Source organism: Mangrovibacter phragmitis, assembly GCF_001655675.1.
GTDB classification, from domain to species: domain Bacteria; phylum Pseudomonadota; class Gammaproteobacteria; order Enterobacterales; family Enterobacteriaceae; genus Mangrovibacter; species Mangrovibacter phragmitis.
In genome coordinates this window covers 335,500-358,635 of record NZ_LYRP01000022.1, presented here as the reverse complement: position 1 = coordinate 358,635, position 23,136 = coordinate 335,500, and the positions used below count along the sequence as shown (strand labels likewise).

Below are 23,136 nucleotides of genomic sequence, written 5' to 3'. Positions count from 1 at the left end.
GAAGCGGGCTTTCAGGATTACGCTGGCAAACCAGGGTTATTTATTAATTTGCGCGTGCATTTCCTGCACAGAAATTACTTTCTCTTTAGCATCAGCGTTGAGGGCCATTGCTGTCGCAAAACCGCCATTCAGTGTGGTGTCGTAGTGCACTTTATATTGCAGTGCGCTGCGACGAATGAGTTTGGAGTCTTCAATAGCCTGACGCCCCGCAGTGGTGTTAATGATGTAGGTATATTCGCCATTCTTGATGCGGTCCTGAATATGCGGACGACCTTCATGCACCTTATTCACCAGACGCGGGTTTATTCCCGCCTCACCCAACACAATGGCAGTACCGTGTGTTGCATCCAGTTCAAAGCCCTGTTTCTGCAATTTGGCCGCCAGGTCAACCACACGTTCTTTATCGCCTTCGCGCACAGAAAGCAGTGCCCGCCCAGACTTCTGCATATTGGAGTTACTGCCCAGTTGTGCTTTAGCAAAGGCTTCAGCAAACGTGCGCCCAACCCCCATAACTTCACCGGTAGAACGCATTTCTGGCCCCAACAGCGGGTCAACACCCGGGAATTTGTTGAACGGCAGAACCACTTCTTTAACGGAGTAGTAAGGTGGAATCACTTCTTTGGTATAACCCTGCTCAACCAGTGATTTACCGGTCATCACGCGCGCGGCGACTTTCGCCAGTGAAACACCCGTCGCTTTCGAGACAAACGGTACTGTTCGCGCTGCCCGAGGGTTCACTTCAATCAGGTAAACTTCGTTATCTTTGACTGCGAACTGGACGTTCATCAGGCCGCGAACCTGCAATTCGAAAGCCAGTTTTTGGACCTGCTGGCGCATTACATCCTGAATTTCTTTACTCAGAGTGTAAGCAGGCAGCGAGCAGGCAGAGTCACCAGAATGAACCCCGGCCTGTTCGATATGTTCCATGATACCGCCGATTAATACCGTTTCACCGTCACAGATAGCGTCAACATCCACCTCGACAGCGTCATCCAGGAAGTGGTCAAGCAACACTGGTGCATCATTAGAGACACTCACTGCTGTAGCAAAGTAACGGCGCAAGTCTGTCTCGTCGTAGACGATTTCCATTGCACGGCCACCGAGTACATAAGACGGACGTACAACCAACGGGTAGCCAATCTGTACGGCTTTTTCCACAGCCTGCTCAATGGCGGTTACTGTCGCATTTGCTGGCTGTTTCAGTTTCAGGCGCTCAACGGCATGCTGGAAACGCTCACGGTCTTCTGCACGGTCAATCGCATCCGGGCTGGTACCAATCACAGGTACACCCGCAGCCTCAAGGTCACGAGCCAGTTTCAACGGAGTCTGGCCGCCATACTGAACAATGACACCTTTCGGTTTTTCGATACGCACGATTTCCAGAACATCTTCCAAAGTAACTGGTTCAAAGTAGAGACGGTCTGAGGTGTCATAATCGGTTGATACTGTTTCCGGGTTACAGTTCACCATAATGGTTTCATAACCATCTTCGCGCAGCGCAAGTGATGCATGCACACAGCAGTAGTCGAACTCAATCCCCTGGCCGATACGGTTTGGCCCACCGCCCAGTACCATGATTTTATCGCGATCCTGATGCGGGTTAGACTCACACTCTTCATCGTAGGTTGAGTACATATACGCCGTATCGGTGGCAAACTCTGCCGCACAGGTATCAACACGTTTGTACACCGGATGTAAGCCGTATTGCTCACGCAGCTTACGAATTTCGCCTTCGCGCACACCAGCCAGTTTCGCCAGGCGTGCATCAGCAAAGCCTTTACGTTTTAACTGGTGCAGGAAATCTGCATCCAGGCCATTGATGCCCACATCCGCAACCTGTTCTTCCAGGCGCACCAGCTCTTCAATTTGCACCAGGAACCAGCGGTCAATGTTAGTCAGGTTGAAGACACCATCAACAGACAAACCCGCACGGAAAGCATCCGCGATATACCAAATACGATCTGCCCCGGCATCTTTCAGTTCACGGCGAATTTTAGTCAGTGCTTCGGGGTCGTCGAGGCTAACTTTGGGATCAAAGCCTGTCGCGCCCACTTCCAGTCCACGCAGTGCTTTTTGCAGTGATTCCTGTTGTGTGCGGCCAATTGCCATCACTTCACCCACGGACTTCATTTGTGTGGTCAGGCGGTCATTCGCGCCTGCGAATTTTTCGAAGTTAAAGCGAGGAATTTTAGTGACGACATAGTCGATGGATGGCTCAAAGGAAGCTGGCGTGCGACCTCCAGTGATATCATTCATCAACTCATCCAGGGTGTAACCCACAGCCAGTTTGGCAGCCACTTTGGCAATCGGGAAACCGGTCGCTTTAGAAGCCAGCGCTGAAGAGCGGGAAACACGCGGGTTCATTTCAATAACAATCAGACGCCCGTTTTTTGGGTTTACGGAAAACTGCACGTTGGAACCGCCAGTTTCAACACCAATCTCACGCAGCACCGCCATCGAAGCGTTACGCATGATTTGGTATTCTTTATCCGTCAGCGTTTGAGCCGGAGCAACGGTAATGGAATCCCCGGTATGAATCCCCATGGCATCGAAGTTTTCGATTGAGCAGACAATAATGCAGTTATCATTTTTGTCTCGCACCACTTCCATTTCATACTCTTTCCAGCCAATCAGTGATTCATCAATCAGCAGTTCACGGGTTGGGGAAAGGTCCAGACCACGCTGGCAAATCTCTTCAAACTCTTCGCGGTTATAAGCGATACCGCCACCAGTGCCACCCATGGTAAAAGAAGGTCGAATAATGCAGGGGTAACCCACATCCGCAGCGACAGCCAGTGCTTCTTCCATGGTATGAGCAATACCAGAACGCGCAGTTTCCAGGCCAATTTTCTTCATCGCTTTATCAAAGCGCTGGCGGTCTTCCGCTTTATCAATGGCATCGGCGGTTGCACCAATCATGGTGACACCAAACTCTTCCAGCACGCCCTGGCGTTCCAGTTCCAGAGCACAGTTCAGTGCAGTCTGCCCGCCCATGGTCGGCAATACGGCATCCGGACGCTCTTTTTCAATAATTTTGCGAACCACTTCCCAGTGAATAGGCTCAATGTATGTTGCATCGGCCATATCCGGGTCGGTCATGATAGTCGCCGGGTTTGAGTTAACCAGAACCACCCGGTAGCCTTCTTCGCGCAGCGCTTTACACGCCTGTGCGCCGGAATAATCGAATTCGCAAGCCTGGCCAATCACAATCGGACCAGCGCCAAGAATCAGGATGCTTTTAATATCTGTACGTTTTGGCATGGTTTCAGGCTCCTGATTATTTCGCTTCTGAACGGTATTGCTTAATCAAATCGATAAAGTGGTCAAACAGCGGTGCCGCATCGTGAGGCCCCGGGCTGGCTTCAGGGTGCCCCTGGAAGCTGAAAGCCGGTTTATCTGTGCGGTGAATCCCCTGAAGCGTGCCATCGAATAAAGATTTGTGAGTGACACGTAAATGACCTGGCAGGCTCGCCTCGTCAACAGCGAAGCCATGGTTCTGAGCGGTAATCATCACTCTGTCATGTTCGATATCTTTTACCGGGTGGTTACCGCCATGGTGCCCGAATTTCATTTTTACGGTTTTAGCGCCGCTTGCCAGAGCCAGTAACTGGTGCCCCAGGCAGATACCAAAGACCGGAATATCGGTAGTCAGGAATTGCTCAATGGCGCGAATAGCGTAATCACAAGGTGCCGGGTCACCCGGGCCATTGGACAGGAAAATACCATCCGGATTCAGTTTCAGTACGTCATCTGCCGAAGTTTGAGCCGGTACAACTGTAATGCGGCAACCACGGTCAACTAACATGCGCAGAATATTGCGTTTTACACCGAAATCGTATGCAACAACATGGAAGGGCAATTCACTGTCTTGTGCCGCTTCAGGCAGGCCATTAGCCAAAGACCAGGAGCCTTGCGTCCAGTTCCAGGCTTCTTTAGCTGTGACTTCTTTTGCCAGATCCATACCACTCAGGCCCGGGAACGCTTTCGCTTTCTCGAGCGCCAGTGCCGCATCAGGGTTGTCACCCGTAATGATGCAGCCGTTCTGCGCGCCTTTCTCACGTAACAAACGCGTCAGTTTACGCGTGTCGATATCAGCAATCGCGACAATGTTGTGACGCTTCAGATAAGACGACAGGTCTTCTGTATCCCGGAAGTTGCTGGCAATTAATGGCAGGTCGCGAATCACTAACCCTTGCGCGTGTACTTGTGATGACTCTTCGTCGGCTTCGTTAGTACCAACGTTACCAATATGAGGATAAGTAAGAGTGACAATTTGGCGAGAGTAGGAAGGATCAGTGAGGATTTCTTGATAACCGGTCATTGAAGTATTGAAAACGACTTCCCCAACGGCCTGTCCTGTAGCCCCAATGGCCCGACCGTGGAATTGGGTTCCGTCTTCCAGAACCAACAGCGCTGACTTAATCAAAACGTCCTCCAGGGAATAAAAAATCAGTATATTTGCATATTAATTCATAAATAGCGTATGAATCAACGCAAAAACGCCTGTCTGGCGAATTTTTGGCAAACGGCGGCATTCTAAAGACAACATTGTCAAAAGTCCAGCGAGAGGGGTGTTTTTCTTTTCATTTTAGCCAATCTGAACAATAAGACCCACATTCAGCTCAAAACAAGTAATAAAGCTGACGTAAAAAACCAAAATTTTCAGATTTAACTGTAAAAAATGAAAGCGCACCATGAAAAAGTGGACCACATGGTCAAAATTATCAGCAGGAAGAGAAAAAAGGGATGAAAAGTTAAAGTTTAATCCACTACATCAATAAAAATAAATAAACAACCAAAAAAAACAAAAATAAAAAGGGCAACAAAAATATTGCCCTGCCAATCAAAAAGTTAAGATTGCAATAACCACATCACGATTGGGTAATAAAACTATAAATCATTTAAATTAAGCACATCCCGCATATCATAAAGGCCATTTTTCTTGCCTTTTAGCCATAATGAAGCACGAACAGCGCCATTAGCAAATGTCATGCGGCTGGACGCTTTATGGGTAACTTCAAGGCGTTCACCGATATCAGCAAACATCGCAGTATGTTCCCCAACGATATCCCCTGCCCGCACTGTGGCAAAACCAATAGTTCCTGCAACACGTTCACCGGTATAGCCTTCCCGGCTGTACACTGCACAATCTTTCAGGTCTTTACCCAAAGCACTGGCAATTGACTCACCCATTGCCAGTGCGGTACCGGAAGGGGCATCAACTTTATGACGGTGGTGGGCTTCAACAATCTCAATGTCGGTGTAATCACCCATTACTGTTGCGGCCTTTTCCAGCAATTTCAGCATCACATTCACACCAATACTGAAATTGGCTGCAAAAACAACAGGAACAGACGCACTGGCGTCTTTAATGGCCTGTTTCCCTGCATCATCAAAGCCTGTGGTGCCTATCACCATGCCTTTGCCGTGATCACGGCAAAATGCCAAATGTGCCAGCGTGCCTTCCGGACGGGTAAAATCGATCAGCACGTCAAAGTCATTTGCAATACTGTCCAGCGAGTCCTGAACAGTGATACCGGAATGCCCGACACCCGCAACTTCCCCCGCATCACTACCCACAAGGGAAGACCCACTGCGCTCCAGAGCCGCGCCCAGCACCACACCGCTTATTTGCTGAACCGCCTGGATTAACTGGCGGCCCATACGGCCACCGGCGCCTACGATTGCGACGCGAATTTGTACTTCTTCCATATTGAGGCTCTTGTTGAAATGCATAAAAACGTTCTCAGGTTAACCAGACTGCCTGCAGGCTGCCAGCCGAAAACACCTATAATTAGAAATTTATGACAAACGCGCCGGAATATCAGTAAAAGCCATTATGTCCACACAGAATAAGTGGCTAAGGATTATCTGTATTCAGGCCTGTTCATTAAGGTGCCAGAGCCAGTGTTTCTTCAACCCAGTGCCGGAACCCATCCACATCAATGTCCATTGCAACCCGTACATTGGCTGGCCGGTTAAAGCGGTTTTCCAAATCAACCACTGTTGCCCCGGCAGTGAGCGTCCCCTGTGTTTCCACACCGACATAACAATCGACCAGTTGAAAAAGCTCAGGATGAACAAGCCAGGCAATAGCACACAAATCATGCATCCTTAACCCGGTAGCAAGGCTGCCGCTGCGGTAATGGCTGAACAGTGAGTGCAGCATTTTCCCAGTCTTACTTTGTGTTTTAAGCCGTGCCATATAGTCTGGCGTGAGAACCGCACGATTAGTGACATCCAGACCACACATCACAATTTCAATACCACTTTCCATCACCTGAGCAGCAGCTTCCGGGTCGATAGCAATATTGAACTCAGCATTCGGAGTAAAGTTGCCGCGCCCTGCTGAGCCACCCATCATGACAATACGTGAAATATTGGTTTTACAGTCGGGATAATGCGCCAGCAATAGCGCAACATTGGTCAGTGGCCCAATGGTCACCAGAGTGACTGGCCGCGAGCTTTCCTGAAGACATTCAGCCATCGCCATAAAAGCCGGACGAATTAAAGGGGACTGTCGGGGAGGCGCAAAGGCATAACCATCCATGCCGCTTTCCCCATGAATATGGGCAGCATCAGCCTGTGGACGGCATAATGGGCGACGGGCTCCCTGGGCAACGGGAATGTCTTCATTCCAGAACTCCAGGAGTTGCAGGGCATTACGAGTGGTTTGCGTCACACCAACATTGCCTGCCACCGTTGTAATAAGTTTGAGGTCAATATGCGGGCTAAAGATAGCAGCAGCCAGTGCGACCGCGTCGTCAATTCCCGGATCTGTATCCAGAATAACCGGAATGGTTTGCATACCAGCTCCTTTGCAGGGTGTATAAAAAATGCCAGATGGTTAACATCATCTGGCATTCTGCAAATCCTGGCAACCGCAGCGTTATTTCACTTCACGCACATCCAGCCGCAATTCTTTGGGGACTTCAAAAACAATATTTTCTTCGCGGCCTGTTAGTTCAACAGCCGCTTCCCCACCCAACGCTTTCAGACGTTGAAGAACATTTTGTACCAGAATATCTGGCGCTGAAGCACCGGCAGTCACCCCAACGCAGGACACTCCTTTCACCCAGGCTTCCTGGATATCTCCGGCGTCATCAATCAGGTAGGCCTGCTTGCCCATACGCCGCGCCAGCTCAGCAAGGCGGTTAGAGTTTGACGAGTTTTTTGACCCGACAACCAGAACGACATCAGCTTCCAGTGCGAGTGAGCGAACAGCCTCCTGCCGGTTGGTCGTGGCGTAACAAATATCGTCTTTGCGCGGACCAACAATTTCCGGGAACCGGATACGCAGTGCGTCAATCACATCCGACGTATCATCGACAGATAACGTCGTTTGCGTCATAAAGGAGAGCCGGCCCGGAGCTTTTACTTCCAGCGCCATAACGTCTTCAGGAGACTCAACCAAATACATACCACCTTGCGGATTACTGTACTGGCCCATTGTCCCTTCAACTTCCGGATGCCCGGCATGGCCGATTAGAATCGCTTCTTCCCCACGACGGCTTGCCCGTGCTACTTCCATATGCACTTTAGTGACTAACGGGCAGGTTGCATCAAATACTGTCAGCTCGCGGTTTTTAGCTTCATTTCTGACCGCCTGAGAAACACCATGAGCGGAAAATATCAAAATTGAACCATCGGGCACTTCACTGATTTGCTCGATAAACACAGCACCGCGCTCACGCAGGCTGTCAACCACATAGCGGTTGTGCACCACTTCGTGGCGCACGTAGATTGGCGCGCCATAGATTTCCAGCGCGTTTTCAACAATGCTGATCGCACGGTCAACCCCGGCACAAAAACCACGAGGATTAGCCAACAGAATCCGCATTCATAGCCTCCTGTTGAGGATTAATCGCTAATACATCAATCGTAAAATTAACGGTTTGACCAGCCAGAGGATGATTGAAATCCACCGTCACGGAGTCTCCATTCACTTCACGAATGATGCCCGGCATTTCATTTCCGTCCATACCAGTAAAGGCGATAATCATCCCAACCTCCGGCTCTCCAGCATCAACAAATTCCCGACGGGAAAAATATTGGATCAAGTCAGGATTAGCCGGGCCAAACCCGGCTTCTGGTGCCAGAGAAAAGGCTTTGTTATCCCCAACAGACAGCCCGAGAAGTTGTTCTTCCAGTGCAGGAGATAAGGATCCGTCACCCAAACGGAATAACGCAGGTTTACCGCCGTCTTTGGTTGACTCAGCCAGGGAGCCATCTTCCAGTGTCAGTGTAAAATGCACCAGAACAGCACTGTCATGTTGAACAACATCAGTCATGAGCTCTCCTTCTGATTCGCGTTTTTCCCTTGTACGAAGAAACCTTCCAGTACTATGAGCGCGGCACCAATGCAAATACCGGCATCCGCAATGTTGAAGGTGGCAAAATGCCAGTCGCCAACATAGAAGTCGATCATATCCACCACAAACCCGTGCCAGACACGATCGAACAAATTACCCAGCGCCCCGCCAATAATTAATGCATAGGCAATGTTAGTCAGTTTCTGTGAGGCCTTAGCACGATACATAAGTACCGCCAGAACCACACAAATGCCAATAGCAATACCAGCAAAAAACCAACGTTGCCAACCGCCTTTATCCGCCAGGAAGCTGAATGCCGCTCCAGGATTATGTGCATAATGCAGGTTTAAGAAAGGGATCAACGGGCGCGTTTCAAACAACTGGAAGTTATCCATGATCCACTGTTTAAACCCCAGATCCACCACTAAAAGCAGGAGCGCCAGCCAAAGCCAGCGCAGACCTGTTGAACATACTGGTTTACTCATCAGGCAAACTTACGTTGCTCGCCGTCGCCGGCGACGTTGCTGACACAGCGGCCGCAGAGTTCTGCGTGTTCCGCCACCTTGCCCACATCCGACGTGTAATGCCAGCAACGCGGGCACTTATCACCATCAGCTTTGTGGAGCGCAACTTTCAGCCCTTTAAGCAGTTCACTCTGCTGAGCATCTTCTGTTGCTGCTGCATAATCGGCAACCTGGGCACCTGAGGTCAACAGGACGAATCGTAATTCATCGCCCAGACTTGTCAGTTTGCCTGCCAGTTCGCTGTCAGAGTACAGCGTGACAGCGGCTTCCAGAGAACCACCAACACGTTTTTCCGCACGCGCCTGCTCAATCACCTTGTTCACTTCACCACGAACTTTCAGCAATGTATCCCAGAAGGCATCATTCATCGGCTCATTTTCAGCAAGCCCAAACAGCCCCTGATACCACTCACCAGTAAACACATATTTCTCGTGTTCACCTGGCAAATAGCCCCAGACTTCATCTGCGGTGAAAGAGAGGATTGGTGCCATCCAGCGCACCAGAGCCTGAGCAATATGGTAAAGCGCAGTCTGGCAGCTACGACGCGCCACGCTGTCGGGCTTAGCCGTGTACTGACGGTCCTTAATAATATCCAGGTAGAAAGACCCCATCTCAATGGAGCAGAAACGCATCAGGCGTTGTACCACTTCATGGAAATCATAGGATTCATATGCTGCGATGATGTCAGCCTGTGCCGCCTGGGCACAACCTACCGCCCAACGATCCAGCACCACCATATCTTCAGGCTGAACCATATCTTTAGCCGGATCAAACCCGTTCAGGTTTGCCAACAAAAAGCGAGCAGTGTTACGAATACGGCGATATGCGTCCGCGGCACGTTTGAGGATCTCATCAGAAACCGCCATCTCGCCGGTGTAATCTGTAGAAGCCACCCAGAGACGCAGAATGTCTGCACCCAGTTTATTCATGACGTCCTGCGGGCTGACGGTGTTACCGATAGATTTGGACATTTTGCGCCCTTGCCCATCAACGGTGAACCCGTGGGTTAACACCTGGCGATAGGGTGCTTTGCCCTTCATTGCCACACCAATCATCATGGAAGACATAAACCAGCCACGATGCTGGTCAGAGCCTTCCAGGTACATATCAGCACTGTGCCCCCCAAACTCAGGACGGGCATCAACCACGGAATAACTGGTTGATCCAGAATCGAACCACACATCCAGGGTATCCGGCACTTTGACATAGTCATCGGCTTCATCACCCATGATGTCGCGCGGGTCTAAATCCCACCAGGCCTGAATACCACCTTTTTCAACACGCTGCGCAACTGCTTCAATCAGCTCTTCAGTGCGTGGGTGCAGCTCTTCTGTGTGTTTATGTACGAATAAAGCCATCGGTACGCCCCAGGTACGCTGGCGGGAAATACACCAGTCCGGGCGGTTCGCAACCATTGATTCAATACGTGCTTTACCCCATGCCGGAACCCAACCGCTCAGGTGCTCTTTTTCCAGCCCTTCCTGCTCAATACGGTCGATTTCTTTCAGGGATTTAATACGCAGCCCTTGTTTATCCATGCTGATAAACCACTGCGGTGTTGCACGGAAAATAATGGGTGTCTTATGGCGCCAGCAATGCGGGTAACTATGCAGCATCTTCTCAACATGCAGCAATGCGCCTTTATCACGCAGCAGATTAACCACCAGGTCATTGGCCTTGAATACCTGCACGCCATCCAGACCAGGGTAAGTACCCGGCAGATAGCAGCCATCCGGCCCAACCGGGTTGGCGATTTCCAGACCATATTTCTGGCTGATGACATAGTCATCAGGGCCATGCCCGCCTGCGGTGTGAACGGCACCGGTACCCGCATCCAGAGTGACGTGTTCACCCATGATGGCGGGAACATCAAAGCCCATGAAAGGATGCGTAAAACGCAACAGTTCCAGTGCTGCGCCTTTTGCGGTGCCCAACACGCGCCATTCAGTAATGCCAGCACGTTTCATGACACTTTCAACCAGCTCGGTTGCCAGAATCATAGCCCGGTCTTCAGTTTGCACCAATGCATACTCAAATTCAGGGTGCAGGGAAATTGCCCGGTTAGCAGGTAAAGTCCACGGGGTGGTGGTCCAGATAACCAGAGCGGCAGGGCCTGTCACTTGCGCGACAGAGAAAGCCGCTTTAACGGCATCGGTATCGACAGCGTTAAACGCAACATCAATGGATGGCGAAGTTTTGTCGTAATACTCGACTTCGGCTTCAGCCAGGGCTGAGCGGCAATCCACACACCAGTGAACCGGCTTGGCCCCTTTAAGCAAATGACCGTTGCCAATGATTTTACCCAGAGCCCGAATAATATTGGCTTCAGTGTCATAATTCATCGTCAGGTACGGGTGTTGCCAGTCACCCAGCACCCCCAGACGAATAAAGTCTTCACGCTGGCCGTTAACCTGCTCAGTGGCATACTTGCGGCACTCAGCACGAAACTCGCCAGCAGACACTTTTTCGCCCGGTTTGCCAACCAGTTGTTCAACTTTCAGTTCGATAGGCAAACCGTGGCAGTCCCAGCCCGGTACATAAGGGGAATCATAACCAGATAACCCTTTGGATTTAACAATAATATCTTTGAGAATCTTGTTTACAGCGTGACCAATATGAATGCTACCGTTCGCATATGGAGGGCCATCATGCAAAATGAACGTTTTTTTGCCTTTTTTCGCATTACGGATGAGACCATACAGACCGTCATCAGTCCAACGCGCCAGCATGCCCGGTTCGCGTTTTGCAAGATCACCGCGCATCGGGAACCCTGTTTCCGGCAAATTCAGGGTAGATTTATAGTCACTCATTAGATTTTCTATTCCGTCTTCGGTTTGATTAATAACCCGCTCTGGGATTACGCCGGTGCTCAGAAACTCACCGCCACCGGGGCCTCGCGTCTGTCATACGCGCCCCTGTTATTCAACATTCAGCCCTAACAATACCCGGGCCGTACTTTCATCTTTTGCGATTTGCGTTTTCAGTGCGTCAAGTGATGCAAATCGCTGTTCATTGCGAATTTTATGACGTAACACAACATCAATATGGCGCCCGTACAAATTCATATTGGTATCCAGCAGGTGCACTTCCAACTGCTGGCGCACCCCTGAAACCGTGGGGCGTGTGCCAATGTTCGCCACACCAGGGACAGGAGAGTCTCCTAACCCGTTAACTTCTACAGCAAACACACCTTTAACCGGTGAGACCTGGCGGCGCAATGGTAAATTAGCCGTGGGAAAACCAATCGTTCTGCCCAATTCATCACCATGCACAACACGGCCGGAAATAACAAAGGGATGTCCCAGCAGTTTTTCTGCCTGGGCAAGGTCATCTTCTTTTAAGGCCTGGCGCACAGAAGTGCTGCTGATGCGTAACCCGTCATGGCAATAGGTTTGTGCACTGGTGACATCGAACCCATACTCTTTACCTGCCTGCTGTAATAACAGGAAATCACCCTGGCGACCAGCACCAAAGCGGAAATCATCCCCTACCGCCAGTAATTTGACACCGAGCCGGTCAACCAGCAAATCAGCAATAAATTGCTGCGCTGTCAGTGCGGCAAAACGCCTGTCAAAGCGGACACACAGGACATAATCCACTGCACTGTCAGCCAGATAGCGTAACTTTTCACGCAAACGCGTTAACCGCGCAGGCGCACTTTCACCGGCAAATAACTCAAGCGGTTGCGGTTCAAAGATCATCACGACAACCGGTAGTTGACGTTTTGCCCCTTCCGCACACAACCCTTGCAGTAAAGCCTGGTGACCACGATGAACACCATCGAAATTTCCGATGGTTAACACACATCCGCGAGGTATCTGACTGAGATTATGTATGCCGCGTATCAGCTTCATGACTGGCTCAAAACTGTGGAAATTGGCGGATTATACCTTGTACAGCGGTTAAGGTTAACCCGCGATTGATGCTGGTAAGCGATAAACTGCCCGCCTTCAGGCTAAAGGCCGTTCTTTTTGTGTAAAAAGCACCTTACTGGGTACAATTTTCTCACTGCAGGACTATATTCGCAGCACGCAAACTGATAGAATCTTGCGCCACAATCAGGTAACAGGTGCCGCTTCATTAACGGCGCTTATTTGCACAAATCCATTGACAAAAGAAGGCTAAGAGGGCATATTCCTCGGCCTTTGAATCGTCCACATAGATTATATTTGGGAGTTGGACCTTGGCTAATATCAAATCAGCTAAGAAACGCGCCGTACAATCTGAGAAGCGCCGCAAGCACAATGCAAGCCGTCGCTCTATGATGCGCACCTTTATTAAAAAGGTATACGCGGCGATTGCAGCTGGCGACAAAGAAGCTGCACAGAAAGCATTTAACGAAATGCAACCGATCGTGGATCGTCAGGCCAGCAAAGGTCTGATCCACAAAAACAAAGCAGCGCGTCATAAAGCTAACCTGACTGCGCAGATCAACAAACTGGCTTAATATTGTTTGTTGTTGCTTTATAAAAAAACCGGCGCAAGCCGGTTTTTTTATTGCTCTGACATAAAGTCTCAGGTCACTTTTTCGGGCAGGCGAAACAAGGCGCTGTAATCACGATTGCAGATACGCTGTACTGCCGGATGCTGAATCATACGTTCAGCAAAAATGGCATGATACTCTTCCATTACGTTGTCGATACGCCCTATCTCGGTAATATTTTCGTCCTGATAAAAATCCTGCCCATACAGTGTAGGAGCCACAAAGATCGCGTTGTGCGCCGCACCAAAAGCTTTCATTAGCGCCGCATCGTCGAACTCACCCAGAATTTCCACCTTCAGCCCCTGCGAATTAATCCAGTTAAGGATTTGCCGTCCCAGCATAGAGCGTCGCCCGGGTATTAACAGCTTACGCTCCTCCAGGCAGGCAGGAAAAGCCTGGTGTGGCAACGGATGTTGCCCCCAAAAGCTAACACTGCACTCGCCAATTTTGACTGAGAACAACCCCTCTTGCTGGGTCGAATCTATAGGACAATCAGAAATAATCATATCCAGCTTATGCTGACCAAGTTGTTCCAGCAGCATTTCATGGGTGGACTCAAAGCAACGTAAATGAATTTGCTCATCCTCGACCACAACAGCATCCAGTACTCCACTGACCAGGCGCTTGGACAAGGCATCGGCCACCCCGACATCAAACAATAGATGTGACTCTTTGCGATAATTGATGATATCCAGCATCTCCTGGCTTAACGTGAACATACGGTCCGCATAGCGGAACACCAGTTCACCCAGTTCACTGGGTTCCAGGCCACGCCCCTTTCGTTTGAATAACTTTCCTTGTAAACGTTCCTCCAGCGCTTTGATTTGCCCGGTAATGGTTTGAGGCGTCAAATACAGCGCCTCTGCAGCACCTACAACAGATCCTTCCTTGTAGACATGCCAGAAATAATACAAGTGGTTAAAGTTTACATGAGACATTTTGTCACTCCCTGATAATGATTACACCACTGCCACCTCCTGGTGGCAGTGGGCATTGCTCACTTAAAAAAATGATACATCAGGTACGTGCGGCACTCCTTGCACGTAACAAGGCATATCCGGTGATTGCGGCAATAACAGAGCCAACCAGAATCCCCAACTTAGCAAGATTGATAAGCATCGGATCCAGGTCGCCAAACGCCAGTGACGCGATAAAAATTGACATGGTGAAACCAATACCGCACAGCACACCAATGGCCAAAATATCTTTGCCCGTAGTGCCTTCCGGCAAGGCGGCAAGCTTCAGTTTAATTGCCAGCCAACTAAACAGTGCAATGCCTACGGGTTTACCAATAAACAAGCCAGCAATAATGCCCAGAGGCAGAACAGAGAACATACCGTTCACATCGACGCCCGCTAACGACACACCTGCGTTGGCGAAGGCGAACAAGGGCAAAATCAAATAGGCCACCCACGGGTGCAACACATGCTCAAGTTCACGAGCTGGCGAGTGCCCATCTTTTTCTTTCAATGGGATAAGGAAGCCAACAATCACCCCGGCAAGGGTAGCATGAACGCCTGACTTCAGCACTGCTCCCCACAACACAGCCCCTACCAGAATATAAACCCCGGTACGCCGTACATTGAGCAGGTTCAGTACAACTAACACCGCAACTGCGGCTGCGGCCACCAGTAACGACATCACTGAAAGGTCACTGGTATAAAATAGCGCGATAATAATGATGGCACCCAGATCATCAATGATAGCTAACGCCATCAAAAATATTTTTAATGATGCCGGTACACGGTTACCCAGTAACGCCAAAATTCCCAGTGCGAAGGCAATATCTGTCGCGGCAGGAATCGCCCAGCCTTCACGGGTCACCGGGTCTGCACCGTTAAATAACAAATAAACCAGTGCAGGCACTACCATACCTCCCACAGCCGCGATAGCCGGGAAAGAGGACTGGCGCAGGCTTGCCAACGACCCCACCATCATTTCGCGTTTCACTTCCAGCCCTATGACCAGGAAGAAGATAGCCATCAGGAAATCATTCACCCACAACAGCAGGTTCTTATTGATCTCCAGTAAGCCAAACCGGAACTCCACAGGCAGAGACAGGAAGGACTGATAAGCCTGGCTGGTTGCGCCCAAATTAGCCATTAACATAGCCAGAGCCGCCGCAATGATGAGAATCACGCCACCAGACGCATCACTACTAAAAAAACGTTTTATGAATTTCGTCATGAATTACAACCTAACATTCACTGTTATACATTTCGGTTTAATAGAACTGTTAATAAGCATAGCGGGAGAAACTCATCGTAAAAAGCAGGTTATATAAGGTAGTAACTTCGGTTTTTACGATCATTCAGCGGGAGTAAGGTTGTATTTTTCGTATTGTTTACTTCTGTGTCATATTCAGCGTGGTACGAAATACAAAAAAGGAAAACCCGAATCAGTGTAAGCCGACCCGGGTTTTATCAGATGACCTGCATTACATTTATTATGGCAATTAGCGGGTTAAGTCATCGAAGAATTTTTTGACGCCATCGAAAAAGCTCTTGGAACGGGGGCTATTTTTTTCGCCAGTCGGTCCACCAAAGCTTTCCTGTAATTCTTGCAGTAGCTGTTTTTGGCGATCATTGAGACCAACCGGAGTTTCCACTACAACCCGGCACAGCAAATCCCCCTGGGCGCCACCACGCACAGATTTCACACCCTTACCACGCATCCGGAACAGCTTACCCGTCTGTGTTTCTCCCGGTACTTTTAGTTTCACCCGTCCATCCAGGGTTGGTACTTCAATTTCGCCCCCCAGTGCTGCCATGGCAAAATTAATTGGGACTTCACAGTACAGGTTGTTGCCTTCACGTTCAAAGATTGGGTGCTGTTTAACCTGAACCTGAACATACAGGTCCCCGGCTGGTGCGCCATGCTCCCCTGCTTCACCTTCACCTGACAGACGGATTCTGTCGCCGGTGTCCACCCCTGCCGGAATTTTAACAGACAAGGTTTTGCTCTTTTCGACACGACCGTGGCCATGGCAACTGTTGCAGGGATCTTTGATAATCGACCCACGCCCCTGGCAATGCGGACAGGTTTGCTGCACAGTGAAAAAGCCCTGGCGCATTTGAACCTGGCCTGAACCATGACAGGTTGGGCAGGTTTGCGGATTCGACCCGGGTTTCGCACCACTACCATGGCAGACATCACACTCTTCCAGCGTTGGAATACGGATTTCTTTTGTCACGCCACGGACAGCTTCTTCCAGCGTTAATTCCATGTTGTAACGCAAATCAGCGCCACGCGCGGCCCGCGTTCTGCGGCCACCGCCAAAGATATCGCCGAATACATCACCAAAGATGTCGCTGAAATCAGCACCGCCACCGCCGAAGCCACCACCCCCATAACCACCACCACCCATACCGCCTTGCTCAAAAGCAGCATGACCATACTGGTCATATGCGGCACGTTTCTGTGCATCAGTGAGAATTTCGTAAGCTTCTTTTATTTCTTTAAATTTTGCTTCGGCGTCTTTATCGCCCTGATTACGGTCAGGGTGATATTTCATTGCCAGGCGCTTGTAAGCCTTTTTGATTTCACGCTCTTCCGCTGTTTTCGGAACGCCCAAAACCTCGTAATAGTCTTTCTTCGCCATTGTGTGTCTGCCCTTAGAGCCTGTTCCACAGGCACTACAGTTATCGCTACATCAGGCAAATGCCTCACTACCCAGTGAGCAGGCAGCCAGAAAACATTGCCGGGAACGGCTCATACCTAATCTGAAGATAAAACCAAACTGCAGAATTAAGTCGCCTGACATACGTACACGGGCGTGGAGTTGCCTCTACGCCCGTGCTGGTTACCGATCATAAACGCTTGTATGACCGCGCCCGCAAGTTGGGCGATTATTTTTTATCTTTAACTTCTTCAAATTCTGCATCGACAACATCGTCGTCTTGTGCAGCATTGCTATCCGCTGAACCCGTATCAGCCTGCTGCTGAGCATGCTGCTGCTGAGCAATTTCCATCAGTTTTGCAGAAACCTGAGCCAGCGCCTGCATTTTTGCTTCGATCTCTGCTTTATCTTCACCTTTCAGTGCTTTATCCAGGTCACTCAAAGCAGCTTCGATTGCAGTTTTGTCATCTGCCGGCAGTTTGTCGCCAGCTTCTTCCACCTGCTTACGGGTGCTGTGCAGCAAATGGTCGGCCTGGTTACGGGTCTGAACCAGTTCTTCAAACTTACGGTCAGATTCAGCGTTAGCTTCTGCTTCACGTACCATTTTCTGGATTTCATCTTCATTCAAACCAGAAGAGGCTTTGATAGTAATCTGCTGCTCACGACCAGTGTTTTTGTCTTTTGCAGAAACGTGCAGAATACCGTCAGCATCGATATCGAAGGTAACTTCGATTTGCGGCATACCACGCGGCGCCGGGTTGATACCATCCAGGTTAAACTGCCCCAGAGATTTGTTATCAGCCGCACGTTTACGCTCACCCTGCAGAACATGGATGGTCACTGCTGACTGGTTATCTTCCGCTGTAGAGAACACCTGGCTGTGTTTAGTCGGGATAGTGGTGTTTTTAGTGATAAGCGCAGTCATCACACCACCCATGGTTTCAATACCCAACGACAACGGCGTAACATCCAGCAGCAGAACGTCTTTAACATCACCAGTCAGAACACCACCCTGAACCGCAGCACCAATTGCAACGGCTTCATCCGGGTTAACGTCTTTACGTGGTTCTTTACCAAAGAATTCAGCAACTTTCTTCTGAACCATTGGCATACGAGTCTGACCACCAACCAGGATAACGTCGTTGATATCGGATACAGACAAACCAGCATCCTGCAGTGCAACTTTCAACGGTTCAATTGAGCGTGAAACCAGGTCTTCAACCAAAGATTCCAGTTTGGCACGAGTCACTTTGATGTTCATGTGTTTCGGGCCAGTGGCATCTGCAGTGATATACGGCAGGTTCACATCAGTTTGCTGTGCAGAAGACAGCTCAATTTTTGCTTTTTCTGCCGCTTCTTTCAGACGCTGCATCGCAAGCGGGTCGTTACGCAGATCGATACCCTGATCTTTCTTAAATTCGTCAACCAGATAGTTGATAAGACGGCTGTCGAAGTCTTCACCACCCAGGTGAGTATCACCGTTGGTTGCCAGAACTTCGAAGGTTTTTTCGCCATCAACTTCATCAATTTCAATGATAGAGATGTCGAAAGTACCGCCACCCAGGTCGTACACAGCGATAGTACGGTTACCGGTTTCTTTATCCAGGCCGTAAGCCAGTGCAGCGGCAGTAGGTTCGTTGATAATACGTTTTACTTCCAGCCCTGCGATACGGCCAGCATCTTTAGTTGCCTGACGCTGAGCATCGTTGAAGTAAGCAGGGACAGTGATAACAGCTTCAGTTACGGGTTCACCCAGGTAGTCTTCTGCTGTCTTTTTCATTTTTTTCAAAACTTCAGCAGAAATCTGCGGCGGAGCCATTTTTTGGCCTTTCACGTCCAGCCATGCATCGCCATTATCAGCAGCCAGGATTTTGTACGGCATAATAGTTACATCGCGCTGAACTTCTTCATCCTGGAAGCGGCGACCAATCAGGCGTTTAATCGCAAACAAGGTGTTTTGCGGGTTAGTCACTGCCTGACGTTTAGCCGGCTGACCAACCAGGGTTTCACCATCCTGAGTATAAGCAATGATTGAAGGCGTAGTACGATCACCTTCAGCGTTTTCCAGAACTCGTGCCTGGGTGCCGTCCATAATCGCTACACAAGAGTTGGTTGTACCCAGGTCGATACCAATAATTTTACCCATCTAAACGTCTCCACTAAAAAATCGCTTCATGTGGTTGTGAACCTGTTATGCGGCCAAAAAACAGTGTTTCAACTGCCTTTACCGTCTTTTTTTCAGATTCAACAACTTTCGATAACCAGAAGATGGGGGCATACAACTCACCATCAAGGGGGGAGTGAAAAAAATTTTTTAATTCATAGCCGATAGGATCATAGACGTGACATAAAACACTAATTACGATACTGCGCCCTGACAGACCTATAAGGGCAATCTACAGTTTTATTGGTTTTACTCACTTTATTAGAGGCATTATGGGCAACACTACGCTGGCTAACCCCGCTCCACTGGGTTTAATGGGCTTCGGTATGACTACCGTTCTGCTTAATCTGCACAATATTGGGTTTTATCCCCTGGATAGTATTATTCTTGCCATGGGCATTTTTTACGGCGGTATTGCACAAATCTTCGCAGGGCTGCTGGAATTTAAGAAAGGCAATACATTTGGGCTAACTGCTTTCACCTCTTACGGCAGTTTCTGGTTGACCCTTGTAGCAATTATTGTATTACCTCACTTCGGCGTTGCTGACGCAGCAAACCCACATTTTCTCGGCCTCTATTTGGGTTTGTGGGGTGTATTCACACTGTTTATGTTCTTCGGCACACTGAAAGGCGCACGCGCATTACAATTTGTCTTCCTGAGCCTGACAGTGCTGTTTATGCTGTTATGTCTGGGGCATATGACTGATAACGAAAGCATTGTTCATGTTGCAGGCTGGATTGGGCTGGTATGTGGCGCAAGCGCGATTTACCTGGCTATGGGCGAAGTATTGAACGAGCAATTTGGTCGCACCATTCTGCCAATCGGCGCCGCTTCAAATCACTGAGTCACAGGGTAAAAATGGTTAAAGTGGCACATCACAGTGCCACTTTTTTATCATGCGGTTGTCCCCGCTTTTTCCGTCGCCTGCATGCTTGCTTTATCCAGCATATTAGGTAACACCAGCCCAATACCAATTCCAAGTAATGATAGCGCCACTACATACCATGACGGTGCCATAGGCGATATGCTCATCAGGACAGTGACCAGTACTGGTGTCAGGCCACCGAAAATGGCGTATGCAAAGTTGTAGGAAAAAGAAATGCCGGTAAACCGAACTTCTGCCGGAAATGACCGCACCATAACAAAAGGAACCGCGCCTACAACACCAACGCTGAAACCCGCCAGCCCATATAATTCAAACAGGTACTCAGGCATAACAGTGGCAAGGTGGTAGAAGCACCATGACGATACTGCCAGCAGGATCCCCCCCACAGTAAAAGTGCGGCTGGCGCCGAAGCGGTCTGCCGCCAGCCCGGCTACCAGGCACCCCATGCACAACATCACAGTAGCCACACTATTTGCCTGTAGTGTTAATGCGGGAGCCAGGCCCGTCTGTTTTTGCAACCACACGGGTGACATCAAGATAACCACGACAATACCGGCAGACAACAACCAGGTGAGCAGCATAGAAACAGCCACTGCTTTCTTGTGATGTATCACAACCGATTTCAGGGGCAATTCTTCAGCCAGCGCTTTTTGGCGCTGCATTTCAATAAATACGGGAGTTTCCTGCAACCAGCGGCGCAAATACATAGCGACCAGACCGAATCCCCCACCAATAAAGAAAGGAATACGCCAGGCCCAGTCATGAATGGCACTTTTGGTAAATGCAGTATTAATGATAGTCGCGACAACCGAGCCCAACAGAATCCCCACTGTCAACCCGGCGGTCAATGTTCCGCAGGCAATACCAATGCGTTTGGAAGGAACATGTTCTGCCACAAAAACCCAGGCACCTGGAACCTCACCACCAATCGCCGCCCCTTGCAATACGCGCATTAGCAACAAAAGCAATGGTGCTGCCACCCCCAACGAGTTGTATGTGGGTAATAAACCAATAGCGAGCGTGGGGAGGGCCATGAGTAAAATACTCAGGGTAAACATCTGCTTACGGCCAGCTTTATCACCAAAGTGCGCCATCACAATACCACCTAATGGGCGCGCCAGATAACCTGCAGCAAAAATACCGAATGTTTGCACTTGCCGCAGCCAGTCTGGCATATCTGCCGGAAAAAACAGCGCCCCTACCACCGCCGCAAAAAAGACAAAGATGATGAAATCATAAAACTCCAGCGCACCCCCCAGGGCAGCCAGAGTCAACGTTTTATAATCCTGCCGGTTCAGAGCTCTGTTCGTATCAGACATAAAAAACCATTTGTAAATAGATGGAAGAAAGATTTATTTACAAAAAACTGTAAAGTAAAACTTACTATATCGTCAAAAATACATAACGCCCACTACAAATCGCTTTTATACCAGACAGTCTCTAAAATCAGGATTCACTACTGCGAATAGCACTCTTCGGACGAAAAGCTGCTACAACTGCGGGGTTAGTTTCCACATAAGGCCCCTCCATCAACTGTATACAATAGGGTACACTCGCGAAGATACCTGGTATCAAAACCGTTCCATCCGCTGATTTCACCCCTTCCAGTGTTTCCTGAATGGATTTAGGCTGCCCGGGCAGGTTAAGAATAAGCGCCTGTTTACGGATAACACCGACCTGTCGGGATAAAATCGCCGTAGGTACAAAATGCAGGCTAATCTGGCGCATTTGTTCCCCAAACCCCGGCATTTGGCGATCAGCAACAGCGAGGGTGGCATCTGGTGTAACATCCCTGCGCGCCGGGCCGGTTCCCCCAGTGGTAAAGACCAGGTGGCACCCCATTTCATCAACCAGCTCACACAATGTTTGCTCAATGACCAGCTGTTCATCAGGAATCAGACGGGTTTCGAACATAAATGGTGTAGTCAGTGCGCTGGCAAGCCAGCTTTCCAGTGCCGGGATACCTTTATCCTGGTAAACACCACTGGAAGCACGGTCAGAAACAGAAACAAGGCCAATACGGAGTGTGCTCATAATCAATTCCGGTCAGTAAACATAATGTTCTGATGATACACCGTGATACAGAGCGCAGACAAAAATGCAGGCAAGAAAGACGAGAAGAGATAATCATACGGCCGGGGCACCGGCCGTATTCAGGGCAATTACAGTAAATCGCCCACCATTTTTTCCAGTTTCCCCTGGTCAACAGCAAACTTACGGATGCCTTCGGCCAGTTTATCAACTGCCATAGGATCCTGGTTGTGCTGCCACAGGAACTGAGATTCCGTCATACGTTCCGGACGCGCTTTCACTTCACCAGAGTAAGACAGCTTACGCTCAACAGCGCCCTGTGCTTCAGAGAGCTCTTTCAACAATGCAGGAGCAATGGTCAGGCGATCACAACCAGCCAGTTCCAATATTTCGCCTACATTACGGAAGCTTGCCCCCATGACAACAGTTTCATAGCCATGTTGTTTGTAATATTCGTAAATTTCAGAAACAGAAACCACACCCGGGTCTTCGCTTGCGGCGTACTCTTTTTTATCGGTATTCGCTTTATACCAGTCAAGAATACGGCCAACAAAAGGAGAAATCAGATACACACCAGCTTCAGCACAAGCGCGAGCCTGAGCAAAAGAAAACAGCAATGTCAGGTTGCAGTTGATGCCTTCTTTTTCCAGTTGTTCTGCTGCACGAATTCCCTGCCAGGTTGATGCCAGTTTGATCAGAATACGATCATTACTAATACCGGCATCGTTATACAGCTTGATCAGGCGTTTCGCCTTAGCAATGCTGGCTTCAGTATCGTAAGACAGACGTGCATCCACTTCGGTGGAAATACGGCCAGGGATTAATTTAAGAATTTCGAGACCAATGTTTACAGCCAGTTTGTCTGTTGCATCAACCAGTTGCTGTTCACGGTCACTGCTTTGATCGCGAGCCCAGGTTACGGCTTCATCGATTAACTTGCGGTATTCCGGGATCTGCGCAGCATTAAGAATCAGAGATGGGTTAGTGGTGGCATCCTGCGGCTGGTAAAGTTTCATTGCCGCGATGTCTCCGGTATCAGCAACAACCGTAGTCAGCTGACGCAAGGAGGTCAATTTATCCGTCATGATTATTCACTCATCAAAACTGCTTGTTAGG

At 49.4% G+C, this 23,136-nt stretch carries 18 protein-coding genes; 2 read left to right on the top strand and 16 right to left on the bottom strand.

Going from position 1 to position 23,136, the window contains the following annotated elements; translation table 11 throughout:
* Window positions 1-36: 36 nt before the first annotated feature.
* The 9 genes from carB to ribF all read right to left on the bottom strand — a co-directional run bounded on the left by carB (window position 37) and on the right by ribF (window position 12,690).
* Entirely contained in the window at window positions 37-3,261 is a 3,225-nt protein-coding gene (gene carB / locus A9B99_RS14795; RefSeq protein ID WP_064598734.1) for a carbamoyl-phosphate synthase large subunit, read from the bottom strand.
* A 16-nt stretch (window positions 3,262-3,277) separates the two neighbouring features.
* Entirely contained in the window at window positions 3,278-4,426 is a 1,149-nt protein-coding gene (carA, locus tag A9B99_RS14790) for a glutamine-hydrolyzing carbamoyl-phosphate synthase small subunit (RefSeq protein ID WP_064598733.1), read from the bottom strand.
* Between the two features lie 464 nt (window positions 4,427-4,890).
* Window positions 4,891-5,712, bottom strand: coding sequence for a 4-hydroxy-tetrahydrodipicolinate reductase (gene dapB / locus A9B99_RS14785; RefSeq protein WP_064599010.1), 822 nt, complete (start codon window positions 5,710-5,712; stop codon window positions 4,891-4,893).
* Between the two features lie 178 nt (window positions 5,713-5,890).
* The gene (gene rihC, locus A9B99_RS14780; RefSeq protein WP_064598731.1) at window positions 5,891-6,808 is read right to left on the bottom strand and encodes a ribonucleoside hydrolase RihC; all 918 of its coding nucleotides are present in this window, start codon (window positions 6,806-6,808) and stop codon (window positions 5,891-5,893) included.
* Window positions 6,809-6,889: 81 nt separating this feature from the next.
* A complete protein-coding gene (ispH, locus tag A9B99_RS14775) occupies window positions 6,890-7,840 on the bottom strand; it encodes a 4-hydroxy-3-methylbut-2-enyl diphosphate reductase (RefSeq protein WP_064598728.1) in 951 nt (316 codons plus the stop codon).
* Window positions 7,821-8,291, bottom strand: a complete 471-nt coding sequence (gene fkpB / locus A9B99_RS14770; protein ID WP_064598726.1) for an FKBP-type peptidyl-prolyl cis-trans isomerase — start codon at window positions 8,289-8,291, stop codon at window positions 7,821-7,823. The genes ispH and fkpB overlap by 20 nt, the downstream gene beginning before the upstream one ends.
* A complete protein-coding gene (lspA, locus tag A9B99_RS14765; RefSeq protein ID WP_064598724.1) occupies window positions 8,288-8,797 on the bottom strand; it encodes a signal peptidase II in 510 nt (169 codons plus the stop codon). The genes fkpB and lspA overlap by 4 nt, the downstream gene beginning before the upstream one ends.
* The gene (gene ileS / locus A9B99_RS14760) at window positions 8,797-11,646 is read right to left on the bottom strand and encodes an isoleucine--tRNA ligase (protein WP_064598721.1); all 2,850 of its coding nucleotides are present in this window, start codon (window positions 11,644-11,646) and stop codon (window positions 8,797-8,799) included. The genes lspA and ileS overlap by 1 nt, the downstream gene beginning before the upstream one ends.
* 108 nt (window positions 11,647-11,754) lie before the next feature.
* On the bottom strand, window positions 11,755-12,690 hold the full coding sequence (gene ribF / locus A9B99_RS14755) for a bifunctional riboflavin kinase/FAD synthetase (protein WP_064598720.1): 936 nt from the start codon (window positions 12,688-12,690) through the stop codon (window positions 11,755-11,757).
* A 329-nt stretch (window positions 12,691-13,019) separates the two neighbouring features.
* Here ribF and rpsT point away from each other — a divergent pair, with 329 nt between their 5' ends.
* Entirely contained in the window at window positions 13,020-13,283 is a 264-nt protein-coding gene (gene rpsT / locus A9B99_RS14750; RefSeq protein WP_058912180.1) for a 30S ribosomal protein S20, read from the top strand.
* A 68-nt stretch (window positions 13,284-13,351) separates the two neighbouring features.
* Here rpsT and nhaR read toward each other — a convergent pair whose 3' ends face one another.
* From nhaR to dnaK, 4 genes are all read right to left on the bottom strand, one after another.
* On the bottom strand, window positions 13,352-14,257 hold the full coding sequence (gene nhaR, locus A9B99_RS14745; RefSeq protein WP_064598718.1) for a transcriptional activator NhaR: 906 nt from the start codon (window positions 14,255-14,257) through the stop codon (window positions 13,352-13,354).
* 79 nt (window positions 14,258-14,336) lie between these two features.
* On the bottom strand, window positions 14,337-15,506 hold the full coding sequence (gene nhaA / locus A9B99_RS14740; RefSeq protein ID WP_064598716.1) for a Na+/H+ antiporter NhaA: 1,170 nt from the start codon (window positions 15,504-15,506) through the stop codon (window positions 14,337-14,339).
* Window positions 15,507-15,774: 268 nt separating this feature from the next.
* Window positions 15,775-16,920 carry a molecular chaperone DnaJ gene (dnaJ, locus tag A9B99_RS14735; RefSeq protein WP_064598712.1) on the bottom strand — a complete coding sequence of 382 codons (1,146 nt, stop codon included), beginning with the start codon at window positions 16,918-16,920 and terminating at the stop codon, window positions 15,775-15,777.
* A gap of 247 nt (window positions 16,921-17,167) precedes the next feature.
* A complete protein-coding gene (gene dnaK, locus A9B99_RS14730; RefSeq protein WP_064598710.1) occupies window positions 17,168-19,084 on the bottom strand; it encodes a molecular chaperone DnaK in 1,917 nt (638 codons plus the stop codon).
* Between the two features lie 290 nt (window positions 19,085-19,374).
* Between dnaK and satP the strand changes: the two genes are divergently transcribed.
* Window positions 19,375-19,947: an acetate uptake transporter gene (satP, locus tag A9B99_RS14725; protein ID WP_064598708.1), complete on the top strand. Its 573-nt coding sequence runs from the start codon at window positions 19,375-19,377 to the stop codon at window positions 19,945-19,947.
* 50 nt (window positions 19,948-19,997) lie between these two features.
* Here the strand turns inward: satP and A9B99_RS14720 are convergent, their stop codons facing one another.
* The 3 genes from A9B99_RS14720 to tal all read right to left on the bottom strand — a co-directional run bounded on the left by A9B99_RS14720 (window position 19,998) and on the right by tal (window position 23,105).
* Window positions 19,998-21,308: an MFS transporter gene (locus A9B99_RS14720; RefSeq protein WP_064598706.1), complete on the bottom strand. Its 1,311-nt coding sequence runs from the start codon at window positions 21,306-21,308 to the stop codon at window positions 19,998-20,000.
* Between the two features lie 127 nt (window positions 21,309-21,435).
* Window positions 21,436-22,023, bottom strand: coding sequence for a molybdopterin adenylyltransferase (gene mog / locus A9B99_RS14715; protein WP_064598704.1), 588 nt, complete (start codon window positions 22,021-22,023; stop codon window positions 21,436-21,438).
* Between the two features lie 128 nt (window positions 22,024-22,151).
* Window positions 22,152-23,105 (bottom strand): transaldolase, encoded by a 954-nt coding sequence (gene tal, locus A9B99_RS14710; RefSeq protein WP_064598702.1) that lies wholly within the window; start codon window positions 23,103-23,105, stop codon window positions 22,152-22,154.
* Window positions 23,106-23,136 lie beyond the last annotated feature (31 nt).